Source organism: Pseudomonas sp. 31-12, from assembly GCF_003151075.1.
In the GTDB taxonomy this organism is placed as follows: domain Bacteria; phylum Pseudomonadota; class Gammaproteobacteria; order Pseudomonadales; family Pseudomonadaceae; genus Aquipseudomonas.
The window spans coordinates 2,675,869-2,693,098 of sequence record NZ_CP029482.1 but is presented as its reverse complement, the minus strand read 5'-3'; the positions used below and the strand labels follow the sequence as shown (position 1 = coordinate 2,693,098).

Annotated in this window: 15 protein-coding genes and 4 pseudogenes; 9 read left to right on the top strand and 10 right to left on the bottom strand. The window is 56.3% G+C overall.

The genetic code is table 11. From position 1 onward, the window contains the following. Positions 1-184 precede the first annotated feature (184 nt). Positions 185-1,084, top strand: a complete 900-nt coding sequence (locus DJ564_RS12585; protein ID WP_109629557.1) for a LysR family transcriptional regulator — start codon at positions 185-187, stop codon at positions 1,082-1,084. 195 nt (positions 1,085-1,279) lie between these two features. Here the strand turns inward: DJ564_RS12585 and DJ564_RS12580 are convergent, their stop codons facing one another. Beyond that, positions 1,280-2,710 carry an aldehyde dehydrogenase family protein gene (locus tag DJ564_RS12580; protein WP_109629554.1) on the bottom strand — a complete coding sequence of 477 codons (1,431 nt, stop codon included), beginning with the start codon at positions 2,708-2,710 and terminating at the stop codon, positions 1,280-1,282. Positions 2,711-2,832: 122 nt separating this feature from the next. Between DJ564_RS12580 and DJ564_RS12575 the strand changes: the two genes are divergently transcribed. Beyond that, on the top strand, positions 2,833-3,735 hold the full coding sequence (locus tag DJ564_RS12575; RefSeq protein ID WP_178082294.1) for a LysR family transcriptional regulator: 903 nt from the start codon (positions 2,833-2,835) through the stop codon (positions 3,733-3,735). Positions 3,736-3,782: 47 nt separating this feature from the next. Then, complete coding sequence (locus tag DJ564_RS12570; RefSeq protein WP_109636014.1) at positions 3,783-4,127, top strand: hypothetical protein; 345 nt, start codon at positions 3,783-3,785, stop codon at positions 4,125-4,127. 271 nt (positions 4,128-4,398) lie between these two features. Here DJ564_RS12570 and DJ564_RS12565 read toward each other — a convergent pair whose 3' ends face one another. The 4 genes and pseudogenes from DJ564_RS12565 to DJ564_RS12555 form a co-directional block, all read right to left on the bottom strand. Next, positions 4,399-4,698 (bottom strand): hypothetical protein, encoded by a 300-nt coding sequence (locus DJ564_RS12565; protein WP_109629548.1) that lies wholly within the window; start codon positions 4,696-4,698, stop codon positions 4,399-4,401. Between the two features lie 102 nt (positions 4,699-4,800). After that, positions 4,801-5,556: an NUDIX domain-containing protein gene (locus tag DJ564_RS12560; protein ID WP_109629545.1), complete on the bottom strand. Its 756-nt coding sequence runs from the start codon at positions 5,554-5,556 to the stop codon at positions 4,801-4,803. 76 nt (positions 5,557-5,632) lie between these two features. Beyond that, positions 5,633-5,713 (bottom strand): annotated as a pseudogene (locus DJ564_RS32775) (integrase); the annotation flags it as partial. A 257-nt stretch (positions 5,714-5,970) separates the two neighbouring features. Beyond that, positions 5,971-6,116 (bottom strand): annotated as a pseudogene (locus tag DJ564_RS12555) (transposase); the annotation flags it as partial. Positions 6,117-6,247: 131 nt separating this feature from the next. On the opposite strand from DJ564_RS12555, the gene yfcF reads away from it, so the two are divergent. Then, a complete protein-coding gene (gene yfcF, locus DJ564_RS12550; RefSeq protein ID WP_109629543.1) occupies positions 6,248-6,880 on the top strand; it encodes a glutathione transferase in 633 nt (210 codons plus the stop codon). A 1,010-nt stretch (positions 6,881-7,890) separates the two neighbouring features. Continuing rightward, positions 7,891-8,354: pseudogene (locus tag DJ564_RS12540) on the top strand (NUDIX domain-containing protein). 317 nt (positions 8,355-8,671) lie between these two features. Here DJ564_RS12540 and DJ564_RS12535 read toward each other — a convergent pair. The 3 genes and pseudogenes from DJ564_RS12535 to DJ564_RS12525 form a co-directional block, all read right to left on the bottom strand. Next, a complete protein-coding gene (locus DJ564_RS12535) occupies positions 8,672-9,502 on the bottom strand; it encodes a type 1 glutamine amidotransferase domain-containing protein (RefSeq protein WP_109629539.1) in 831 nt (276 codons plus the stop codon). Between the two features lie 277 nt (positions 9,503-9,779). Next, positions 9,780-10,529, bottom strand: a complete 750-nt coding sequence (locus DJ564_RS12530; RefSeq protein WP_109629537.1) for a creatininase family protein — start codon at positions 10,527-10,529, stop codon at positions 9,780-9,782. A 62-nt stretch (positions 10,530-10,591) separates the two neighbouring features. Next, positions 10,592-11,904: pseudogene (locus DJ564_RS12525) on the bottom strand (MFS transporter). Between the two features lie 138 nt (positions 11,905-12,042). On the opposite strand from DJ564_RS12525, the gene DJ564_RS12520 reads away from it, so the two are divergent. Next, a complete protein-coding gene (locus DJ564_RS12520) occupies positions 12,043-12,975 on the top strand; it encodes a LysR family transcriptional regulator (protein WP_109629534.1) in 933 nt (310 codons plus the stop codon). 133 nt (positions 12,976-13,108) lie between these two features. Here the strand turns inward: DJ564_RS12520 and DJ564_RS12515 are convergent, their stop codons facing one another. Then, a complete protein-coding gene (locus DJ564_RS12515) occupies positions 13,109-13,843 on the bottom strand; it encodes a FadR/GntR family transcriptional regulator (protein ID WP_010458990.1) in 735 nt (244 codons plus the stop codon). 58 nt (positions 13,844-13,901) lie between these two features. Between DJ564_RS12515 and DJ564_RS31980 the strand changes: the two genes are divergently transcribed. The 3 genes from DJ564_RS31980 to DJ564_RS12505 all read left to right on the top strand — a co-directional run bounded on the left by DJ564_RS31980 (position 13,902) and on the right by DJ564_RS12505 (position 16,257). Then, the gene (locus tag DJ564_RS31980; RefSeq protein WP_162556199.1) at positions 13,902-14,093 is read left to right on the top strand and encodes a hypothetical protein; all 192 of its coding nucleotides are present in this window, start codon (positions 13,902-13,904) and stop codon (positions 14,091-14,093) included. Positions 14,094-14,104: 11 nt separating this feature from the next. Next, positions 14,105-15,211: a mandelate racemase/muconate lactonizing enzyme family protein gene (locus DJ564_RS12510; RefSeq protein WP_109629531.1), complete on the top strand. Its 1,107-nt coding sequence runs from the start codon at positions 14,105-14,107 to the stop codon at positions 15,209-15,211. Positions 15,212-15,273: 62 nt separating this feature from the next. Further along, on the top strand, positions 15,274-16,257 hold the full coding sequence (locus DJ564_RS12505) for an AEC family transporter (protein WP_371922064.1): 984 nt from the start codon (positions 15,274-15,276) through the stop codon (positions 16,255-16,257). A 235-nt stretch (positions 16,258-16,492) separates the two neighbouring features. On the opposite strand, the gene DJ564_RS12500 is transcribed toward DJ564_RS12505, so the two are convergent. Next, positions 16,493-16,852, bottom strand: coding sequence for a DUF6124 family protein (locus tag DJ564_RS12500; RefSeq protein ID WP_109629526.1), 360 nt, complete (start codon positions 16,850-16,852; stop codon positions 16,493-16,495). Positions 16,853-17,230: the final 378 nt, after the last annotated feature.

Here is a 17,230-nt window from a genome sequence, read left to right as displayed (position 1 = left end):
TCCCATCAGTGAACAGGTGCTGATCGACCTGATTAATGGGTCTGGATCAGCGAGAGGTATGAGCCACGCCTGTGATTACAGGTGAGGCTTGCCCCATTCTCCGGGAATGCGTCATGCTTGATAATCTAATGAAAGCTTGTTGTAGTTATAAGCACAGCTAATCAATCTGGATAGGCGGGCTTCGATGCCACGACATAACCTGAACGACCTTCTGGCCTTTGTGACGGTCGCCAGAGAAGGCAGTTTTACCCGAGCGGCTGCCCACTTGGGTGTTACGCAGTCCGCCCTGAGCCAGGCTGTTTCCGGGCTTGAAAAGCGCCTGAAGATTCGTCTTCTTACGCGCACCACTCGCAGCGTTTCGCCGACTAGCGCGGGTGAACGCCTGATGCACGCCATTGGTCATCGTTTCGACGAGATCGAGGCCGAACTGGATGCTTTGACCGAGCTTCGTGACAAGCCGGCGGGCACCGTGCGCATCACCTGTGGTGATTTTATCCTGAAGACAATCCTCCTTCCGCGACTCACGCCTTTGCTCCTTGAATACCCCGATATCAAGGTTGAGTTTGATATCAACTACGGTTTTCGAGACATCGTTGCTGACCGCTTCGATGCGGGCATCAGATTTGGCGACACCGTCGATAAAGATATGATCGCCGTTCCAATCGGTCCCAAGGTACGGATGGCAGCAGTGGCCTCGCCTTCCTATTTTGCGAGCAATCGTGTGCCAAAGAATCCGCAAGATTTGGTGAATCACAGCTGCATCGACATACGCTATCCAACCCTTGGCGGACTTGATGCCTGGGAATTCGAAAAACGCGGTCGCAAGATCAACGTGCGTGTCGTTGGCCAGGTCATTGTGAACACCAGCGCACACGTCCCGGCTGCGGCAGTTAACGGATTAGGCATCGCCTATTTACCGGAGGAAGAATTTGCACCGCATATTGAGGATGGCCGCTTGATACGAGTACTGGAAGACTGGTGTCCTTTGTTCTCGGGTTATCACCTGTACTACCCAAGCCGTCGTTTGCCAACTCCAGCCTTCTCACTCGTTCTGAATGCTCTACGCGGTGAGGCTTTCTACTAACGCGGCGCATGGGCACCGGTGCCGGTGACAATGGCACTTTTCCACTGAGCCAAGTCATATTGTTCCCCATTATTGAAGAGCCGTCTGGATGATCGCCACCGGTGCGTAAGGCGACGGAAATTCGCGAACGGCGTTTTGTGTCACAAACGAGGCGGCAAGGAGAACGAGCTCTACGGCTGCCGGGATAGAACCCAGTCATTTCAACGGGTCATACCTGATCAACGTCTTCGGCTCCAAATACGCGCTCATCCCCCACCTGCCCATTTCGCGCCCAAGGCCTGAATGCTTGAATCCACCGAAGGGGGCACGCGGTTCGTGGGCCAGGGTGTTGATGAGCACGCGTCCCGCATCGATCTGACGGGCGACGTTCATACAACGTTCGGAGTTTTTCCCCAGCACCAGGGCGCTCAGACCGTAGTCCGTATCGTTGGCAATGCTGATCGCATCGGCATCATCCTCGTAGGGGATGATCGTCAACACGGGCCCGAAGATTTCCTCACGCGCGATGCGCATCCGGTTGTGGGCATCAGTGAAGATCGTGGGCTTCACGAACCATCCGGCATGCAAGCCTTCCGGTCGACCTTCGCCACCCGCCAACAACCTCGCGCCTTCTTCCTGGCCGGTACGGATGTAGCGCTGCACCCGTTCCCATTGTTTCTGGCTCACCATCGGACCGATGTCGGTGTCGACGTTGCGTGGATCGCCCGATTGAATCTGTGAGACACCCTCCTTCGCAATCCGCTCGAACTCTGCCAACCGGCTGCGCGACACGAGGATACGAGTGCCGGCGATGCAAGCCTGGCCGCTGTTGAGAAATCCGGCTTGCAGCACCAGCGGCATGACTGCCTGGAAATCCGCATCGTCAAGCACCACGGTGGGCGACTTGCCGCCGAGCTCGAGCGTCACGCGCTTCATGGTGTCGGCACCGGTTCTTACCAGATGCTGACCGACAGCGGACGAGCCCGTGAACGAGATTTTGGCAACGTCGGGATGACGGGCGATTTCCTCACCTACTACATCGCCTCGTCCGTTGACGATATTGAATACACCCGGTGGCAGACCCGCCTCATGCAATGCCCTGACCACGACCTGCGTCTGTAACGCGCTCATCTCGCTTGGCTTGATGACGGCAGTGCAGCCTGCTGCCAGCGCGGTGGCCAGCTTGTTGCAGATGAAGCCCGCATTGCTGTTCCAGGGGGTGATCAGACCGGCAACGCCCACGGGCGTGAGAATGACCCTGGCCATACCGACCTGCTCCTCGAAATCGAACGCCTGCAGGGCACCGATTGCTTGCGCGATCACGTCGGCCGGATAAGTCGCCATCGAGCGCCCGCGAGCCGCAGGCGCACCGTATTCCGTGAGGATGGCTTCCAGCAGCTCTTCCTCCTTTGCCGCCACGGCCTGGTGCATGCGTTGCAATGCCGAAATTCGTTCTTCCCTGCTTGTACGAGCCCACGCCGGGAACGCAGCCTTGGCTGCTGCGATGGCACGCTGAGCGTCCAGTGCATCGCCCAATCGAACCTGACCAATGACTTTCTCGGTGCTCGGGTTATGAAGGTCGAACCATTCCTGACCGTGTGGAATGACGAACTCGCCGTTGATGTAGATATGTTCATTGCGTTGCATGGCGACTCCTCGCTCAAAATGACTCGCCTGAATCGAGCCTCTGTGATGAAGTCTAAGAAGGGTTCATTATTCCGATAAGCCATCCTTTGGCTTATGAAGCATCCTTATATTCAGGACAATCCATGCACAGAACAGGAATGACCGAGCTGGAAGTGGTTCTGGCCGTTGCGCGCCGCAGCAGTTTTCGCGGCGCAGCACAGGAGTTGGGCATGTCCACTACCGCCGTGAGCAGCGCGGTGGCCAGCCTGGAAGCACGCCTGAAAGTGCGCCTGTTCAATCGCTCCACGCGCAGCGTGGCCCTCACCGACATCGGGCAACGCTATGTGGCACGCATCGCACCTGCGTTGGCGCAGATCAAAAGTGCCGGCGAAGAAGCCAGCGTCGGCCCCGATGAACCCAGCGGCACATTGCGCATCAATGCACCGCATGGCGCGGCCTACCTGCTGTTGGATCCGCTATTGAAGCAGTACGCTCAGCGCTATCCCGAAGTGCGCATCGACATCGTCAGCGAATCAAGCATGGTCGACATCATCGCCGGTGGCTTCGACGCCGGGATTCGCTTGGCAGAGTCTGTGCCGCAAGACATGATTGCCGTGGCACTGTCAGGTGACATCCGGATGCTCGTGGTAGCAACGCCCGAGTACCTCGAACGCCACGGCGTGCCCGAGCATCCGCGAGATCTACTCACCCACCGGAGCATCGGCATGCGCATGGCCCATGGTGGCCTCTACCAGTGGGAATTGGAGCGCGATGGCCAGAAGGTGCAGATGGATCTGCCGGTGCGCTTCGCCTCCAACGAAGTGCTGGCCATCAAACAGGCCGTGGTGTTGGGCCTTGGCATTGGTTTCATTTCCGAGTGGTTCATCCAGGAAGAACTGGCGAGCGGCGCCCTGGTGCCGGTGTTGATGCCGTGGTGCCCGTCGTTTGGCGGGTTGAGGCTCTACTACTCGGGCCATCGCTTCGTGCCGGCGCGATTGCGCGCACTGATTGAACTGGCGCAGGAGTTGCGGCCCACGGTGGTTTGATCATGTTTCGCCCACTTTTTATCGTCCAAACTGTCCTGGAATACCCCATGGAAACCCGCCACCTGCATCGCTTACTCCAGGGAACAGCGGAGTGTAATTCCGCTGTCGAGTCTCTCATCCTCATACTTGAGGCCGCTGTTGAACTGGTGTCGATTCCGGGAAATGATTTCTGCTGGTCGTATTGGGCTGATGAGTTCAAGGCGAAAGCTGAACTACACGCCCTGATCCACTCATTAAAAACCGGTACCTTGCCTGAGCGGTTGAACGTCGCCGTGTTGTTTGCGCCCACCGGACCGTTGCAGGAGCTGGGCATGAGTAGTGGATGGGCTGAGACTTATTTGAAGGTCGCCGGCAAATTTGATGAGGTTGAAAGGTTGCTGTGGGGAAGATGAGATTGATTGGCCCTGCGATATACAAAAAGGGAGGCAACACACCGTTGGGGCGTTCATTCAACCCGGTTTGATGGTTGTCATGCACAGGGCGCTTTCGAGCCTGCCGGTCTACTCGCGTACGGGTCTACAAACCAGTGCAAGCTACCCCCCTTCGGCCAAAAAACACCCATCAGAAAGGACCGCTTTCGGCCAGAAGCGGACGGTCTTCCCCGCCAATAAGCCCGTACTTGGGAAGATATTTTTTTGGTAGATGTCAGGCTTTTTCACCAACTCACAGCAGTTTGTCCTTCAGCAGCTGCTTGATCAGTCGTTCCGTCTCACACATTTCACCGAGAAATTCCTGATCATAATGACTGATGGTTTCCAGGTAGCCTCGCGTGCAGTTCAAGAGCCCCTTCAAGCTCGCCTCCAGCTTTTGTTTTGAGCCAGTACCGATTAGCGCCAAGCTTGCCTCGTACTGCTTTAAGTAATCAGCTACGACGACTTCATCAGATGCGATGCATTTGTCTCGAATTGCAGCGATAGTTTTTTCGATTTGCTGGTTCACATTCCGCAAGCTGTCTGAAAGCACCTTTTACTCCCGCTACTATTCGCCGAATGGTCCCTGGATTTTATAGACACAAATGAACGACCCAAAGCGGTCATATTTGATATGAGCACTCTGAGAACGGCGTTAAAGATGGGCCACGACCGCAGGCACGGCCATAAAAATTTCATGTTTGCGGTGCGGTCCGTTATTCCCTGAAACGTCCGTTGCCATCAGCCCTGAGCTGAAAGCAACACGGCTAATCATCTCGCGATTTGAGAGGCTGTTGGTGGGGTCCGAAATGTACGCGTTCAGCGAAATCCATTTTGCGTCCTCGATCTCATCAACGTCCAAGATGTTAATAGCATGCGTCAAGGCTCTCATCTGGCAGATGAAATGGAGGTTGGATTTGCCAAACTGATAGGGGTGTTTGGACGTAAAACCGACAATTGACTCAAATTTTGCATCGATTCCTGTTTCTTCCAGCACTTCTCGCTGGATTGAATCTTGAATTCGTTCCGTTGCTTCGACGTGACCGCCGGGCAGCTTGAATCCTTTGCTACCCCGTTCTTTCACGACCAAAATTTCGTTTGTGTCGCTCAGAACGATTGCACCTGCACCAATGGTATGTGTTGGCACAAACGGTACGAAGGTTGGATATTCCGGTTGTCGAACCAAAGTCAGCTCATCTCGCAGGCAGCTATGGAACGTAAAGCCTGCATTGATGAAAAGAGGAATGCTTGCTGCGGACGCGATCGGGACTGAGATCCAGGCAAGCGATTTTCGCTGCCGAATCAAATAGGTGATTAATTCTTCGAGATCAATGATCAGATTATTAATGTCTGCCGGCAGTGAAGTCGGATCGATCACGACTCCATTATATCGATCTAGCTCAAATCTCATCAGCGTCTCCCTTCGCCTTTTATTTCCAAGAGCGATTCTAGATCATCGACGTGTCTGGCGGGCTCAACCTACAAATCTTTTGCCGCAATGGGGCTTTCTGCCCGACAATCTTTCCCTTGTTCCAAGGCTGATGGCTGTATGTAGCAATAGTGTTCATGGCTTGTCCTCCACGCTCAGGGAGGACAAGGGTGGATCAGTCACAATGAGTGGTGGTCGCTATTCGACCCAGAGCAACCCTTGGCGATGGGCAGCAATCGGCCAAGGCTGTGTGAAATCTCGCTGGATGAATTAAACGCTAGAACTTGCGCAGCTCACCTGAGGGGTTGGAAAAAGAAGTACCCGATTGGTCCACGCAGACCATTCAGACCGGTATGTGGATGCGTGGACCGACTCAGGGGGCTCTGGTCCCCGTGGGTTGCGCTCGGCCTCCCGTTCAAGCTGGCGGCTGGACTGAATCCGATTGAGATAGCCGTGAGACAGATCTTCAGCACGACCGCTGAATGATAAGCCGGGCGACCTGTCGTGGCGGGGTAAACACCCTCAAAACCGAGCGCGCCCAATCTGAAGGAAGCCAGACGAGGGCGGGCGGCAACAAGGTATTCCGGTCAGGAATACGCCCATGAAAATCATGAATTTTATTTATCACTGTGGATCTCGTAGCGTGCCTCCTTCTGCATAAGGAGATGACCCTGTGAATAATTCCCGCCTGCGCTTGTACGTTGACTCTCAATTTTCCAGCCCCTATGCCATGTCGGCTTTCGTGGTACTCCGCGAAAAGGGCATCGAATTTGAAATGATCCCGCTAGACCTCGACGCATCCGAAAACCAGTCAGAGGACTATGCCAGCCTCTCGCAGACCCAGCGGGTACCCACACTTGTGCACGGCGACTTCGCCTTATCTGAATCGTCGGCGATCACTGAGTACCTAGAAGACGTTTTCCCCCAGGCGCCGGTTTACCCACAAGACCTGATGCAGCATGCAAAGGCACGACAAGTCCAGGCATGGGTGCGAAGTGACCTGCTGCCCATTCGGCAGGAACGATCCACATTGGTTGTGTTTTATGGACTCAAATCAAACCCCTTGTCGCCAGCTGCCGAGTCGGCAGCGCGCAAGCTGTTCGGTGCCGCACAAACGCTACTGGCCGACAGCCCCGAGTACCTGTTCGGCCAATGGTCGATCGCCGATGTGGATCTGGCCTTGATGCTCAACCGGCTGATATTCAATGGTGACTCCGTACCACCCGCGCTGGTGGAGTACGCGCAGCGCCAATGGCAACGACCAACCGTACAGGAGTGGGTCAAATTGCAACGTCCTCCGATGTAGTCGGCACACGTATCATTTTATGGAGAGCGGCTTATTTTTAGAGAGAGGGTTTCGGGCTCGTTTCAGAAACTAGGCCTGGGACCCATTCTCGATGGCCGGATGTAACGCAAGCAGCTTCGGGAATAGGTACAGGGTACCAATCGAAAAACGCTTTCGATCAGCGGCGGCGATTGTAATCGGAGTGGACATCGCGTTTCTGAGCAAACTCCAAGTTCGCCGACTGACCGAACGCTGGCAGATTTTACGTAAAGGCGAGGACTTCAAAATGCTGCTTGTGCTTTCACACAGCCTGGGTCGATAGCAGCCCTTCACAACAGGCAGCAATCGGCCCAGTTTGTGTAAAAACAGCTTCCAAGGTCGACGGAGTATGTTTCAGGTTAGGAATTAAAAACAGCCTGAAAATTCTTGGTATGGTGCGAGAAGGCTTCCTCTTTTTAGGACAAAAATGATTTCACATGTATTCATCGGAGTGAATGACTTCAATAGAGCACTTGTGTTTTATCAAGGGGTCATGCAGATACTCGGACTTGATCTCAAGTTCACAGACCTTGAACGCCCATGGGCTGGCTGGAAACACCCCGACACTGCACGCCCTCTTTTCGTGGTGGGCAAACCGTTCGACGGCGAATCTACGACGCTAGGAAATGGGCAAATGATTGCTCTGCTAGCACCTAATCGACAGATCGTACACAACGCCCATGCTTTGGCGTTGGTATTGGATGGAACATGCGAAGGCACTCCGGGCCTGCGACCCGAATACCACCCGAATTTTTATGGGGCGTACTTTCGAGACCCTGAAGGAAACAAGCTTTGCGTCTGTTGTCACGATCCAGAATAGATCAAGTGTAGGATATATTTTTGGCTGAAATCGTGAACAAAACATTGTCGAGAACCCTTCTATGATTTCTGAGGATTTCATCGCAAGGATTGCCCATGAAGCGCTTTATTCAAGCTGAACATCGAGGCTAAGGTCGCAAGATGTGTGCTTCGTTGTCGATAAGGAAATCGCCATGTCACCGAACAAGGCTTGCCCCGTCATCCTCTCCAGCATTCCTGGTGCACACATCCTTCTGTTCCGCCATCCAATAGCAGGCGTACAACTGGTCAAAGGGACAATCGAGAAAGGTGAAACTCCAGCTGAGACCGCTCTGCGCGAATTAAGCGAAGAATCAGGCATAGCCGCCTCGGTTGTCAGCAAATGGGCTGCTGGGACGCCGGGCATCTCGACCAGATATGGTCATTCCAGCTGTGTTTCACGCGGGCATCCTTGCCGGAGCAATGGACTCATCACACGCTCGATGACCATGGCCATACCTTCAGCTTTTTTTGGGCTCCGCTCGATAATTTGCCGTATGCCGACTGTCATCCGGTCTTCCGTCGAGCATTAAGCTTCCTAACTGCCAGGCTGACAGCGCGAGGTTTTGTATTGGCTCATGATCAAAGCAGAAACACATCATCCGAAGCTCCGACTTGATGTTCTCAGGCGTCTTTCGAGCGGCCGGTTATGGCCGATTTCTGTCTGTCACCAGCCTCACCGGGTCGATTCCGGTCGCTTACGACTTTGGTATCTGGTTAGTCAGGTGCAATGCAAATAATTGGTCAGGTCGAACGCATATAAGTAGGCAGGTGAGATGCGACTTGGCAGATTATCGATCACATCTTGACTTCGGCTCGGACCAATCCGGTACTGGGTACGAGGCCCAATACCAAGGGATAGACGGTGGTGCTGGAGCCAAAGCAGATCGACCCCCAGCACCTACGGCCCGGATTGCCCGGGACGGCCGCCCAGAATTACTTCAGTTTCGCCAGCATGGCTACGGCGACTGCCTTGGCCGATTGTGGGTTCTGGCCGGAAATGACTTCTCGGTCTTCGATCACGTTCTCGCTCCATGGCTTGGCTTCGGAGAAGTTAGCACCGGCTGCCGTCAGGCCATCCTGCGGGAACAGTTTCATATGGCCGCCGCCGAGGAAACCTTTGGCCTGCTCCTCTTCCGCGTCGGTGAAGGCGGTGACTTTGTAGCCCTTGTAAATCCAATTGGCTGGCGCTGCCGGCTGTTTGCCCGATTCCAGCGCGGAGACAAAACCGTGCGCGTCCGGGATCGCCGACAACATGGCTATGGTGCCATGGCAGGTGAAGCCGGTGACCTTGCCTTTTTCATGGAAGTTGGTCAGCAGTTGGCCCAGTTGCTTGTCCTTCAGCAGATCCTGCATCGGGATATGGCCGCCAGGCACGAATACGGCATCGAACTTGTCGTAGCCGATTTTCTGAACCTGCGCGAAGCTGATTGCCGGCGAGCCGCTCTTCGAGGTCAGCTTCAGCGTGTCCAGCAGCGCAAGACTTTCCTGACGGGCCTTTTCATCGCCGCCCCAGAAGCTCACATCATTGGATTTCTGGTCCGCGGTTGGCGCCTTGCCGCTAGGGGTGGCAAATACGACGGTTTGACCCGCCTCGATGAAGGTCTGCACCGGTTGCATTAATTCGTTCAGGAAGAAGCCTGTTTGCATGACCTTGCCGTCTTTCAGGTCCAGTTGAGCCTGATCCGACAGTACAACCAATACCGTGCCGGCGTTGGCATAGTTAGCGGCAGCGGTTAGCAGGGCGGCAATAATGGTTTTTTTCACGCGATTATCCAGTAGCAATGGTTTGTTGGCGCCATCTTATTACTAGAGCAGACAGTGATAGAGCCCCTGAATTGAATTTCACTTATTACACCGAGTAATCAATAGTGGGGACTTGCTGTCGCTGAAGTGCTAGGCCTGTGGTTGAAATTTTCTCGGTGCAAACTCCGGGGCATGGATAACCCTCCGTATCAACGATCATAGGGATTTCCTCAAACAGGACGTGCCAACGCCCGGAAATACCGGGCGTTGGCCAATGGAAAAGACTTGATGCGATGGTTTAGCCAGGCATTGATTCGCGGCTGAAAGCGTCCAACTCCCGCACCAGGCTCTGTGCTGCCAGCATGACCAGGTCACGACCTTTTTCTGGCGTCGCCAGCGCCGGGTCCGAGCCCATGCGGCCATCAGGATGGCGTGCGCGGAAGTCCATCGCTTCGCGGATCGGGCCCCAGGGGGCGATCTGCGGCGAGTATTCAGCCGATTTGATCGAGTCCGGGTAGGCCCATTGTGTGACCGCGATCTCGGACGGCGTGGCGTGAACGCCGTGCCCCGTAGGGAACTGCTCGCGCGCAAGCTCCCCTACCCCCTCAAGGTCCCACCAATTGCACAACTTCAGCGCGAACCCTGCTGGGCGTCGAGCGAAGCTGGCTTCGGCGTAGAGCTCAGAGAACGCCGCCTCAATCGATGCAACGTTGCCACCGTGTCCATTGAGGAAGAGGATTTTTTCAAACCCGTGAGCGGCCAGCGAGCGCACCCAATCGCCAATCGCCGCAATGAAGGTCGACGGACGCAGCGAGATGGTTCCAGGGAACCCAAGATGGTGCTGGGCCATGCCGATATTGAAGGTCGGTGCAATCAGGATGTCTGCGTTTTTTTGCGCTTCACCGGCAATGATTTCCGGGCACATCCAGTCGGTCCCCAGAAGACCGGTAGGACCGTGTTGTTCGTTCGAACCGATCGGGATCACGATGGTGCGGCTGCGTTGAAGAAATTGGCCGATCTCGGCCCAGGTCGACAGGTGTAAAAGCATTTGAGTTCTCTCTTTTAAAGGGTTCCTTGCGGAACATGACATAGAACGCGGGAGGTGACAGATCAACCCGCACTGTATTCAGGCACCGCGCCGTCACGCGTTTTCGGCTTGGTCGACAGGATCACCAACGCTGCGCACAGAAATACGCCACCCACGATAACGATGCCAAGATTCGCGCTGCCGGTTGCGGTTTTTGCCCAGCCGATTATGGCCGGCCCCCAGAAGCCGCCGGAAAGACCGATGGTATTGATCAAGGCAATACCGCCTGCCGCCGCCTCGCCCTTGATGTGTTCGGAGGGCATCGCCCACAACACGGTGTAGGCCATGAACATCATGGCGGTTGCCAGGGTCAGCAGTGCCAACGCGGCCGTCAGGTTGCCGTCGGCAAAGGGGTACAGAAGCAGCAGGATCGCGCCGATCCCCGCAGGCACTGCGCAGTGATAGCGCCTTTCACCGACACGGTCGGATCGGCGCCCTATCCAGTACATGCCGCAAGCGGCGGCGACATAGGGAATCGCGGCGTACCAGCCCAGTTGCATGGTGTCGTTGACGCCCTGGGCCTTGAGGATTGCCGGCAGCCAGAAACTCATGGCGTAGATCGAGAAGATGATGCAGAAATAGGCGCTGGCGAGAATGTAGATTTTCGGGTCGCGCAACACCGCACGGAACGAATAGACGCGCCCGGTCGATTCACCCAGCTCACTGGCCAGCAAGCCCTTCTCTTCATGGCTCAGCCAGCGCGCCTCAGCGGGTCGATTGGAAAGGATGAAATAAGTCAGCACACCGAGGAAAACGCACGGCAAGCCTTCAATCAAAAACATCCACTGCCAGCCGGCCAGACCGCCAACGCCTTCGAACGTGGTGATCAACCACGCAGACAGGGGGCCACCCACAATGCCGCCAATGGGGCCAGCGATAAACACGATCGCAATGGCCCGCGCCATACGCTTGGGACCGTACCAGCAGGACAGGTAATAAATCATGCCGGTGCAAAACCGGCTTCGAACACACCCAGCAGAAAGCGCATGGCGTAAAACATCGGCACGTTGCGCACGAACAACATGCAGGCCGAGGTGATGCCCCAACACACCAGAATACGGCTGAAGGTTTTCCGTGCGCCGACCTTCGGCAGCATCAGGTTGCTCGGCAACTCGAACAACACATACCCCAGAAAGAAAATACCGGCGCCCGCGCCATAGGCCGCATCGGAAAGCCCAAGGTCATTTTGCATCTGCAGTTTGGCGAAGCCGACGTTGATCCGGTCCAGATACGCAAATACGTAACAGATGAACAGCAGCGGCAGCAGCCGCCAGTTGAGTTTGCGGTAAAGGGCTGAAAGGGCATCACTTCGTGCCTGCGCCTGAAGAATTGACATGCGAATCTCCCGTTATTCTTGTTGGTCCGCGTTCGTGCCAAAGAATGTTGCACCGGCACCTCAGGACCAGCAAGAGCAACTAAGTTCGTGTAGTGTTGCTTTATAGGCAACGCTACATCTCTGGAGAGAGTTCCTGGCATGCGCGAAATCAATCAACAACGGCTTCGGTATTTTCATGAGGTGCTGACTCACGGATCGATTCGTGGCGCGGCCGACAACATCAATACGTCGCCCTCAGTGATCACGCGCCAGATCAAGCTGCTGGAAGAGGAAATCGGCGCAAAACTGTTCGAGCGCCAGGCACGGGGCGTTCAGCCCACCGAGGCTGCGGCGCACCTACTGGAGTTCTGGCGCGGCTATCGATCGCACCAAGAGAAACTCGAAGATCAGTTGCAAGCGATCAAGGGCCTGCAGCAAGGCCATGTGCGCGTCGTCATCAGCGAGGGCTATGTCGATGCGTTGGTCGACAACGTGCTCGCGCCGTTCTGCAAGCAGTACCCCAAACTTGATGTGCGGCTGGACATCCTGCCCGTCGACGATGTCCTCAACGAAGTCGCCGAAAACCGTGCGCACATCGGCCTTGCGTACAATCCGCCGCCGCATCCGCACATCGACTACCGCGCGACGTTTTCGCAACCAGTGATGCTGTTGGTTCGCCCGGATCATCCGCTGGCATCGCGGGGCGCGGCGGCAACCGTCGAGGATATCCTCGCCTGCCAACTGGTCCTGACGCCCACGACGTTCGGTATCGGTCATGCGATCAAGATGCTCGAGTATGCCGAGAAAATCGAGATCCGCCCGGTACTCGTCAGCAACTCCCTCGCGGCGCTCAAGCGCATGGTGGAGGACGGCGGTTTTGCTTCGTTGCTCGGTGAATTCGCGGCCTATCGGGAAATCGCTAATGGCAGCCTGGCGGCGGTGCCGATCGACCATCCGTTGTTTCTTGGGGTTGAAGCAAAACTGTTGGTGAAGTCCGGCCGACCGTTGGCCGCCCCTGCTCAAGAGCTGCTGAACTGGATGTTGCAACGCTTGCCGATGTTTGCGTCTGGTACAGGAGTGCCGAGTGCCTGACCAGAGACAAGTCATCCTTATTCCCTCGCCTTCTCTCCTGATGGAACAGACGTGTTCGAGATGCTCGGAAGGCCAAAGGAACAACCTGACCAGGTTGTAGAACAACGAAACAAGATCCGCTCGACTCAAACCATCAGAAAAATGTGATTTCGTAGCCGAATCGCGAGGCTGCGTTGACGATATGTTCCCCCATGATCTGGCGTGCCGCCGTCGCATTTCGATCGATAAACGCCTGCACGAGTTCTTCATGCTCCCCGCGCGCTGCATGCGGAATGTTGCTGAACACCGGGCCTCGCCGCGCGAAGTTCATGGTGATCAGTGCGCGCATTGGCTCGAGCACTGTGCGAATCATCGTCTCGAGATAATCGTTGCCCGACGCTGCCGCAACGGCCCTGTGAAAATCGAGGTCGGCGTTGACGGTTTCCAGGGTCGGTTCGCCTTCGTATTGCATGCGCAGGACCGCGGCCTGAATGACTTTCAGCTTGGCCGGAGTCATGTGCGACGCGGTGAGCGCGGCGGCCTGGCTTTCCAGGACGGCCCGCACTTCAAACATGTTTCGGATGGTGTTGTCACCGTCCAGCATCGGCGCACTCGCCTGTGGTGCCAAAGGCTCTGACGCTTGGGAGGTGGCGGAGACGAACACACCTACGCCCTGGCGAGACTGAATCAGCCCCTGCGCCCGCAGCGTGGCGATGCCCTCGCGCACCACGTTGCGGCTGACGCCGAAGTTCTGCGAGAGAAACTGTTCAGTGGGCAAACGGTCTCCCGGCCGCAGCCGCCCGGAAGCAATCTCGTCGCTCAGCGAGCGGGCGATGTGCTCGGCCAGATGAGGTCGGCGGGTTACGGGTTGCACATTCATTTCACTCATTCTTTTTTCTCCCCTCACTTGTCTTCTTAATCTACATCAGAAGACTTGTTCCTGACAGTTGAAACTGAAATTCGCTGAACGCACAAAACACATTATTCAATTAAAACAATTACTTATAGAAAGAGCAGTTCAAAATCTGCCGAAATGGCGCAGCTGTTCTGTTGAAGGACAACAGGATGTGATGTACGTTGCCCTCAACCTGGCACGGACGAATAAAAAAATCGCCGTGCCAGCTTCGCAACCCGCCTGAGGCGCAATCCTATGAAAATTGCCAGCATTGAAACCATTCCGCTTCGTATTCCCTTCACCACGGGTGGCCCGTCGGCCGGCGGGGTCTGGGGGCCGAAAGACCTGCAAATGGTCGACTCTCTCGTGGTCAAGATCACTACCGATGACGGCATCGTTGGCTGGGGCGAAACCTTCGGCTTCACCGCGATCCCTGCGGTAAAAGTGGTGATCGACACCATCCTTGCGCCTGAACTGATTGGCAGCGATGTCACTCGACGGGAGAAATTACAGGGCGATCTGCAGAAGAAGTTTCATGTTTTCGGTCGCAGCGGCGCGTTCATCTATGGCCTCTCGGCGATTGACATCGCGCTGTGGGACATCGCGGGCAAAACCGCCGAAAAACCGATCTACCAGTTGCTGGGCGGCAGTGAGGCCACGTCTCTTGCGGCGTATGCAAGCCTGATCCGGTATGCCGATCCCGAACTCATCCGCGTCAATGTGCAGCGCGCAGTCAACAGCGGTTTCCGTCACCTCAAGCTGCACGAAGTGGATATCGACGTCATCCGCGCTGCGTGCGAAGCCGCCGGTCCCGGCGTGGAAATCACCCTCGACGTCAACGCTCCGTGGACGGTGCGCGAAGCGCTGGACATGACCGAAAAACTTCGCCCGTTGAACCTGCGCTGGATCGAAGAACCGGTGTGGCCGCCGGAAGACTACTCGGGGCTGGCAAGGGTGCGCGCGCACGGCGGCATCCCGGTTGCGGCTGGCGAGAATGCCTCGACGCTCATGGACTTCCAGCACCTGCTTGAGGCCGGCGCGGTGGATTTCGTGCAGCCGAGCCCCGCCAAAATGGGCGGCATCACCGAACTGCAAAAAGTCTATGCACTGGCCAACGCCCATGGCGTCACCGTGATGGTCCACGCCTTTTATGACGGCCCCGGCCTGCTGGCGGCGGTGCATGGAAGTGCGGCCCTGGGCGGCGCCAAGTCACTGGTCGAATGGCGTTACTTCGATCTCGAAGCGCAACTCTATGGCGACGCCATCATTCCGCGTGACGGACGCATCGACGTACCTCAAGGGCCGGGGCTCGGCATCGAGCCGGACCAGGACGTCATCCGGGACTACCGCTTCAAACCTTGACCCCATAAGCCGCTGGTTCATTGCAGCGTTGATCGACGCCGACGTGTCGGCCTCGATCAGCCATGACGACATTCTTGATAAAAATAAATACGAGGATTGATGACATGTTAGACAGGATCGTAGGACCCATCTTGCCCGTCGCCTTTGTGATCGCGCTGGGCTACATCGCCGGCAAGCGCGGACGGCTGACCCATTCGGACAGCCTGCTGATCAGCCGGCTGGTGCTGGGCTGGATATTCCCGGCGTTGCTTTTTGTCGGGATGGCGAGCACGCCCCGTGAACAGCTCTTCGACTTCAAGTTCATCGTGGCGACGTTCATCGGCATCATGGGCATGTACACGATAGCGCTGGCAATCGGCTGGTTCAGCACTCGCGATCTCAAGGTGGCAACGCTCAAGGGCTTCGTGAACGGTTATCCCGACGCCGCCTTCATGGGCATCCCGATCCTGGGTGCAATGTACGGCGCGGGCAGCATCTATTCGGTGCTGGTGCTGAACCTGGTCGCGAGCCTGGTGATGATCCCACTGACGACCATGTTGCTCACCATCGCCGATGGAAAGGCCAGTGGCGGCCAGGCGTTTTTGTCGAGCCTTTCAGGGGCGGTACGTCGTCCGCTGATGTGGGCGCCGGCCTTGGGGATTCTGCTTTCCGTGCTGCAGGTCGAGTTGCCTGCGCTTGCGGCGGAGTCTTTCACCCTTCTCGGCAAGGCCACGCCGGGTGTATCCCTGCTGTGCCTGGGACTGATCATGTCGTCGGAGAAACTGAAAATGTCCGGTGAAGTCTGGGGCAACCTTGGGCTCAAGCTGCTCATTCACCCGGTGTTAATGTTCGGCGCCACGGTACTGCTCGGCACTCATGGCCTGTACGCACAACAGATGATCCTGCTTTGCGCCCTTCCATCGGCGACGATCCCGGCGATGTTTGCGAACCAGACCGGCGCCTATCAAAGCGAAGCAGCGACCTCCATTCTGGTCAGCACCGTGCTGTCGATCGTGACGTTTTCCTTCGCGATCTACCTGATTGATGGAGGGCTTGCCGCTACTTGACTGCTGGCTCGCGCAGGCGCTGCTGCGGTAGAGGCGTTGAATAAACGCGCTGGAGGCTGATACCACCACCAAAAAACGGGACGCCAAGCGTCCCGTTTTTTACGAACACAAATAGCACAAACAACAAACAACCTGTGGCGAGGGAGCTTGCTCCCGCTGGCCTGCGCAGCAGGCCCATCTGTTAGGCCCGCCCCGCTATCCAGTCGAAGCAATCCCCCTCGCCACAGGTCAGCGACTACTTAGACGGCTCAACCCTATCCAACACCCGGTTCGCCGTAATTTCCGCCACCATGATGCTGTTTGAAATGCCCAGCAAGGCATAACGCGACCCCCCCTCCAAATGATCCACCAACTGATGAACCATCACATCGACCGACGCCAGCGTCTCGACCAAGAAAACTGCCAGGGTTTCGGCAGTGGCTTCTGGGTCCACGGAAAACAGCTTGCTGGAGGTACGCGGGGCGGCTTTGATATCGGCGTTTGATGGGAAGTGGAAGTCGAGGGCGCGTTCGGCGGCTTCGTTGAGTTTTTTTGAATCGGGTTCGTAGGGGGAAACTGGATCGGTGTCTGGTGGATTCGGTGTGGCCTTAAACATATTTCTGTCTCCAACATATGGAGCCATCACCGAACGCTGCTAAACGTAAGGTGGCAGCTGTGTGCAGGTTAGCAGACCGGCAGAGACGAACTCCGGCGCGCCCGAGGGCGCCCTGCGCACAGCTACCATAAAGTGCAGGCATGAAATGACCTGACTGTCTGGATGCAGATGCGCTTCGTCACGACGGGCTGCTAAACCCGATCACTGAAGGGCAGTGACACGAATCAAGTTACCGAGCGTCCCAAAAGCGCACAAGCCGGCGGATTCTGGTGCAGCCGTAGGCAACGGCGCAAGGTTTTGTAGCTTTCAGGACGTAACCTTGAGGGCGTTTAAACACGCACCCTCTAGAGTTGTTGAAAAAGCTGATACGCACTTCCT

Coding starts and splice junctions, on each gene's coding strand:
- DJ564_RS12585 (WP_109629557.1), top strand. CDS start 185: ATGCCACGACATAACCTGAACGACCTTCTGGCCTTTGTGACGGTCGCC.
- DJ564_RS12580 (WP_109629554.1), bottom strand. CDS start 2,710: ATGCAACGCAATGAACATATCTACATCAACGGCGAGTTCGTCATTCCA.
- DJ564_RS12575 (WP_178082294.1), top strand. CDS start 2,833: ATGCACAGAACAGGAATGACCGAGCTGGAAGTGGTTCTGGCCGTTGCG.
- DJ564_RS12570 (WP_109636014.1), top strand. CDS start 3,783: ATGGAAACCCGCCACCTGCATCGCTTACTCCAGGGAACAGCGGAGTGT.
- DJ564_RS12560 (WP_109629545.1), bottom strand. CDS start 5,556: ATGAGATTTGAGCTAGATCGATATAATGGAGTCGTGATCGATCCGACT.
- DJ564_RS12530 (WP_109629537.1), bottom strand. CDS start 10,529: ATGCTTTTACACCTGTCGACCTGGGCCGAGATCGGCCAATTTCTTCAA.
- DJ564_RS12520 (WP_109629534.1), top strand. CDS start 12,043: ATGCGCGAAATCAATCAACAACGGCTTCGGTATTTTCATGAGGTGCTG.
- DJ564_RS12515 (WP_010458990.1), bottom strand. CDS start 13,843: ATGAGTGAAATGAATGTGCAACCCGTAACCCGCCGACCTCATCTGGCC.
- DJ564_RS12510 (WP_109629531.1), top strand. CDS start 14,105: ATGAAAATTGCCAGCATTGAAACCATTCCGCTTCGTATTCCCTTCACC.
- DJ564_RS12505 (WP_371922064.1), top strand. CDS start 15,274: ATGACGACATTCTTGATAAAAATAAATACGAGGATTGATGACATGTTA.
- DJ564_RS12500 (WP_109629526.1), bottom strand. CDS start 16,852: ATGTTTAAGGCCACACCGAATCCACCAGACACCGATCCAGTTTCCCCC.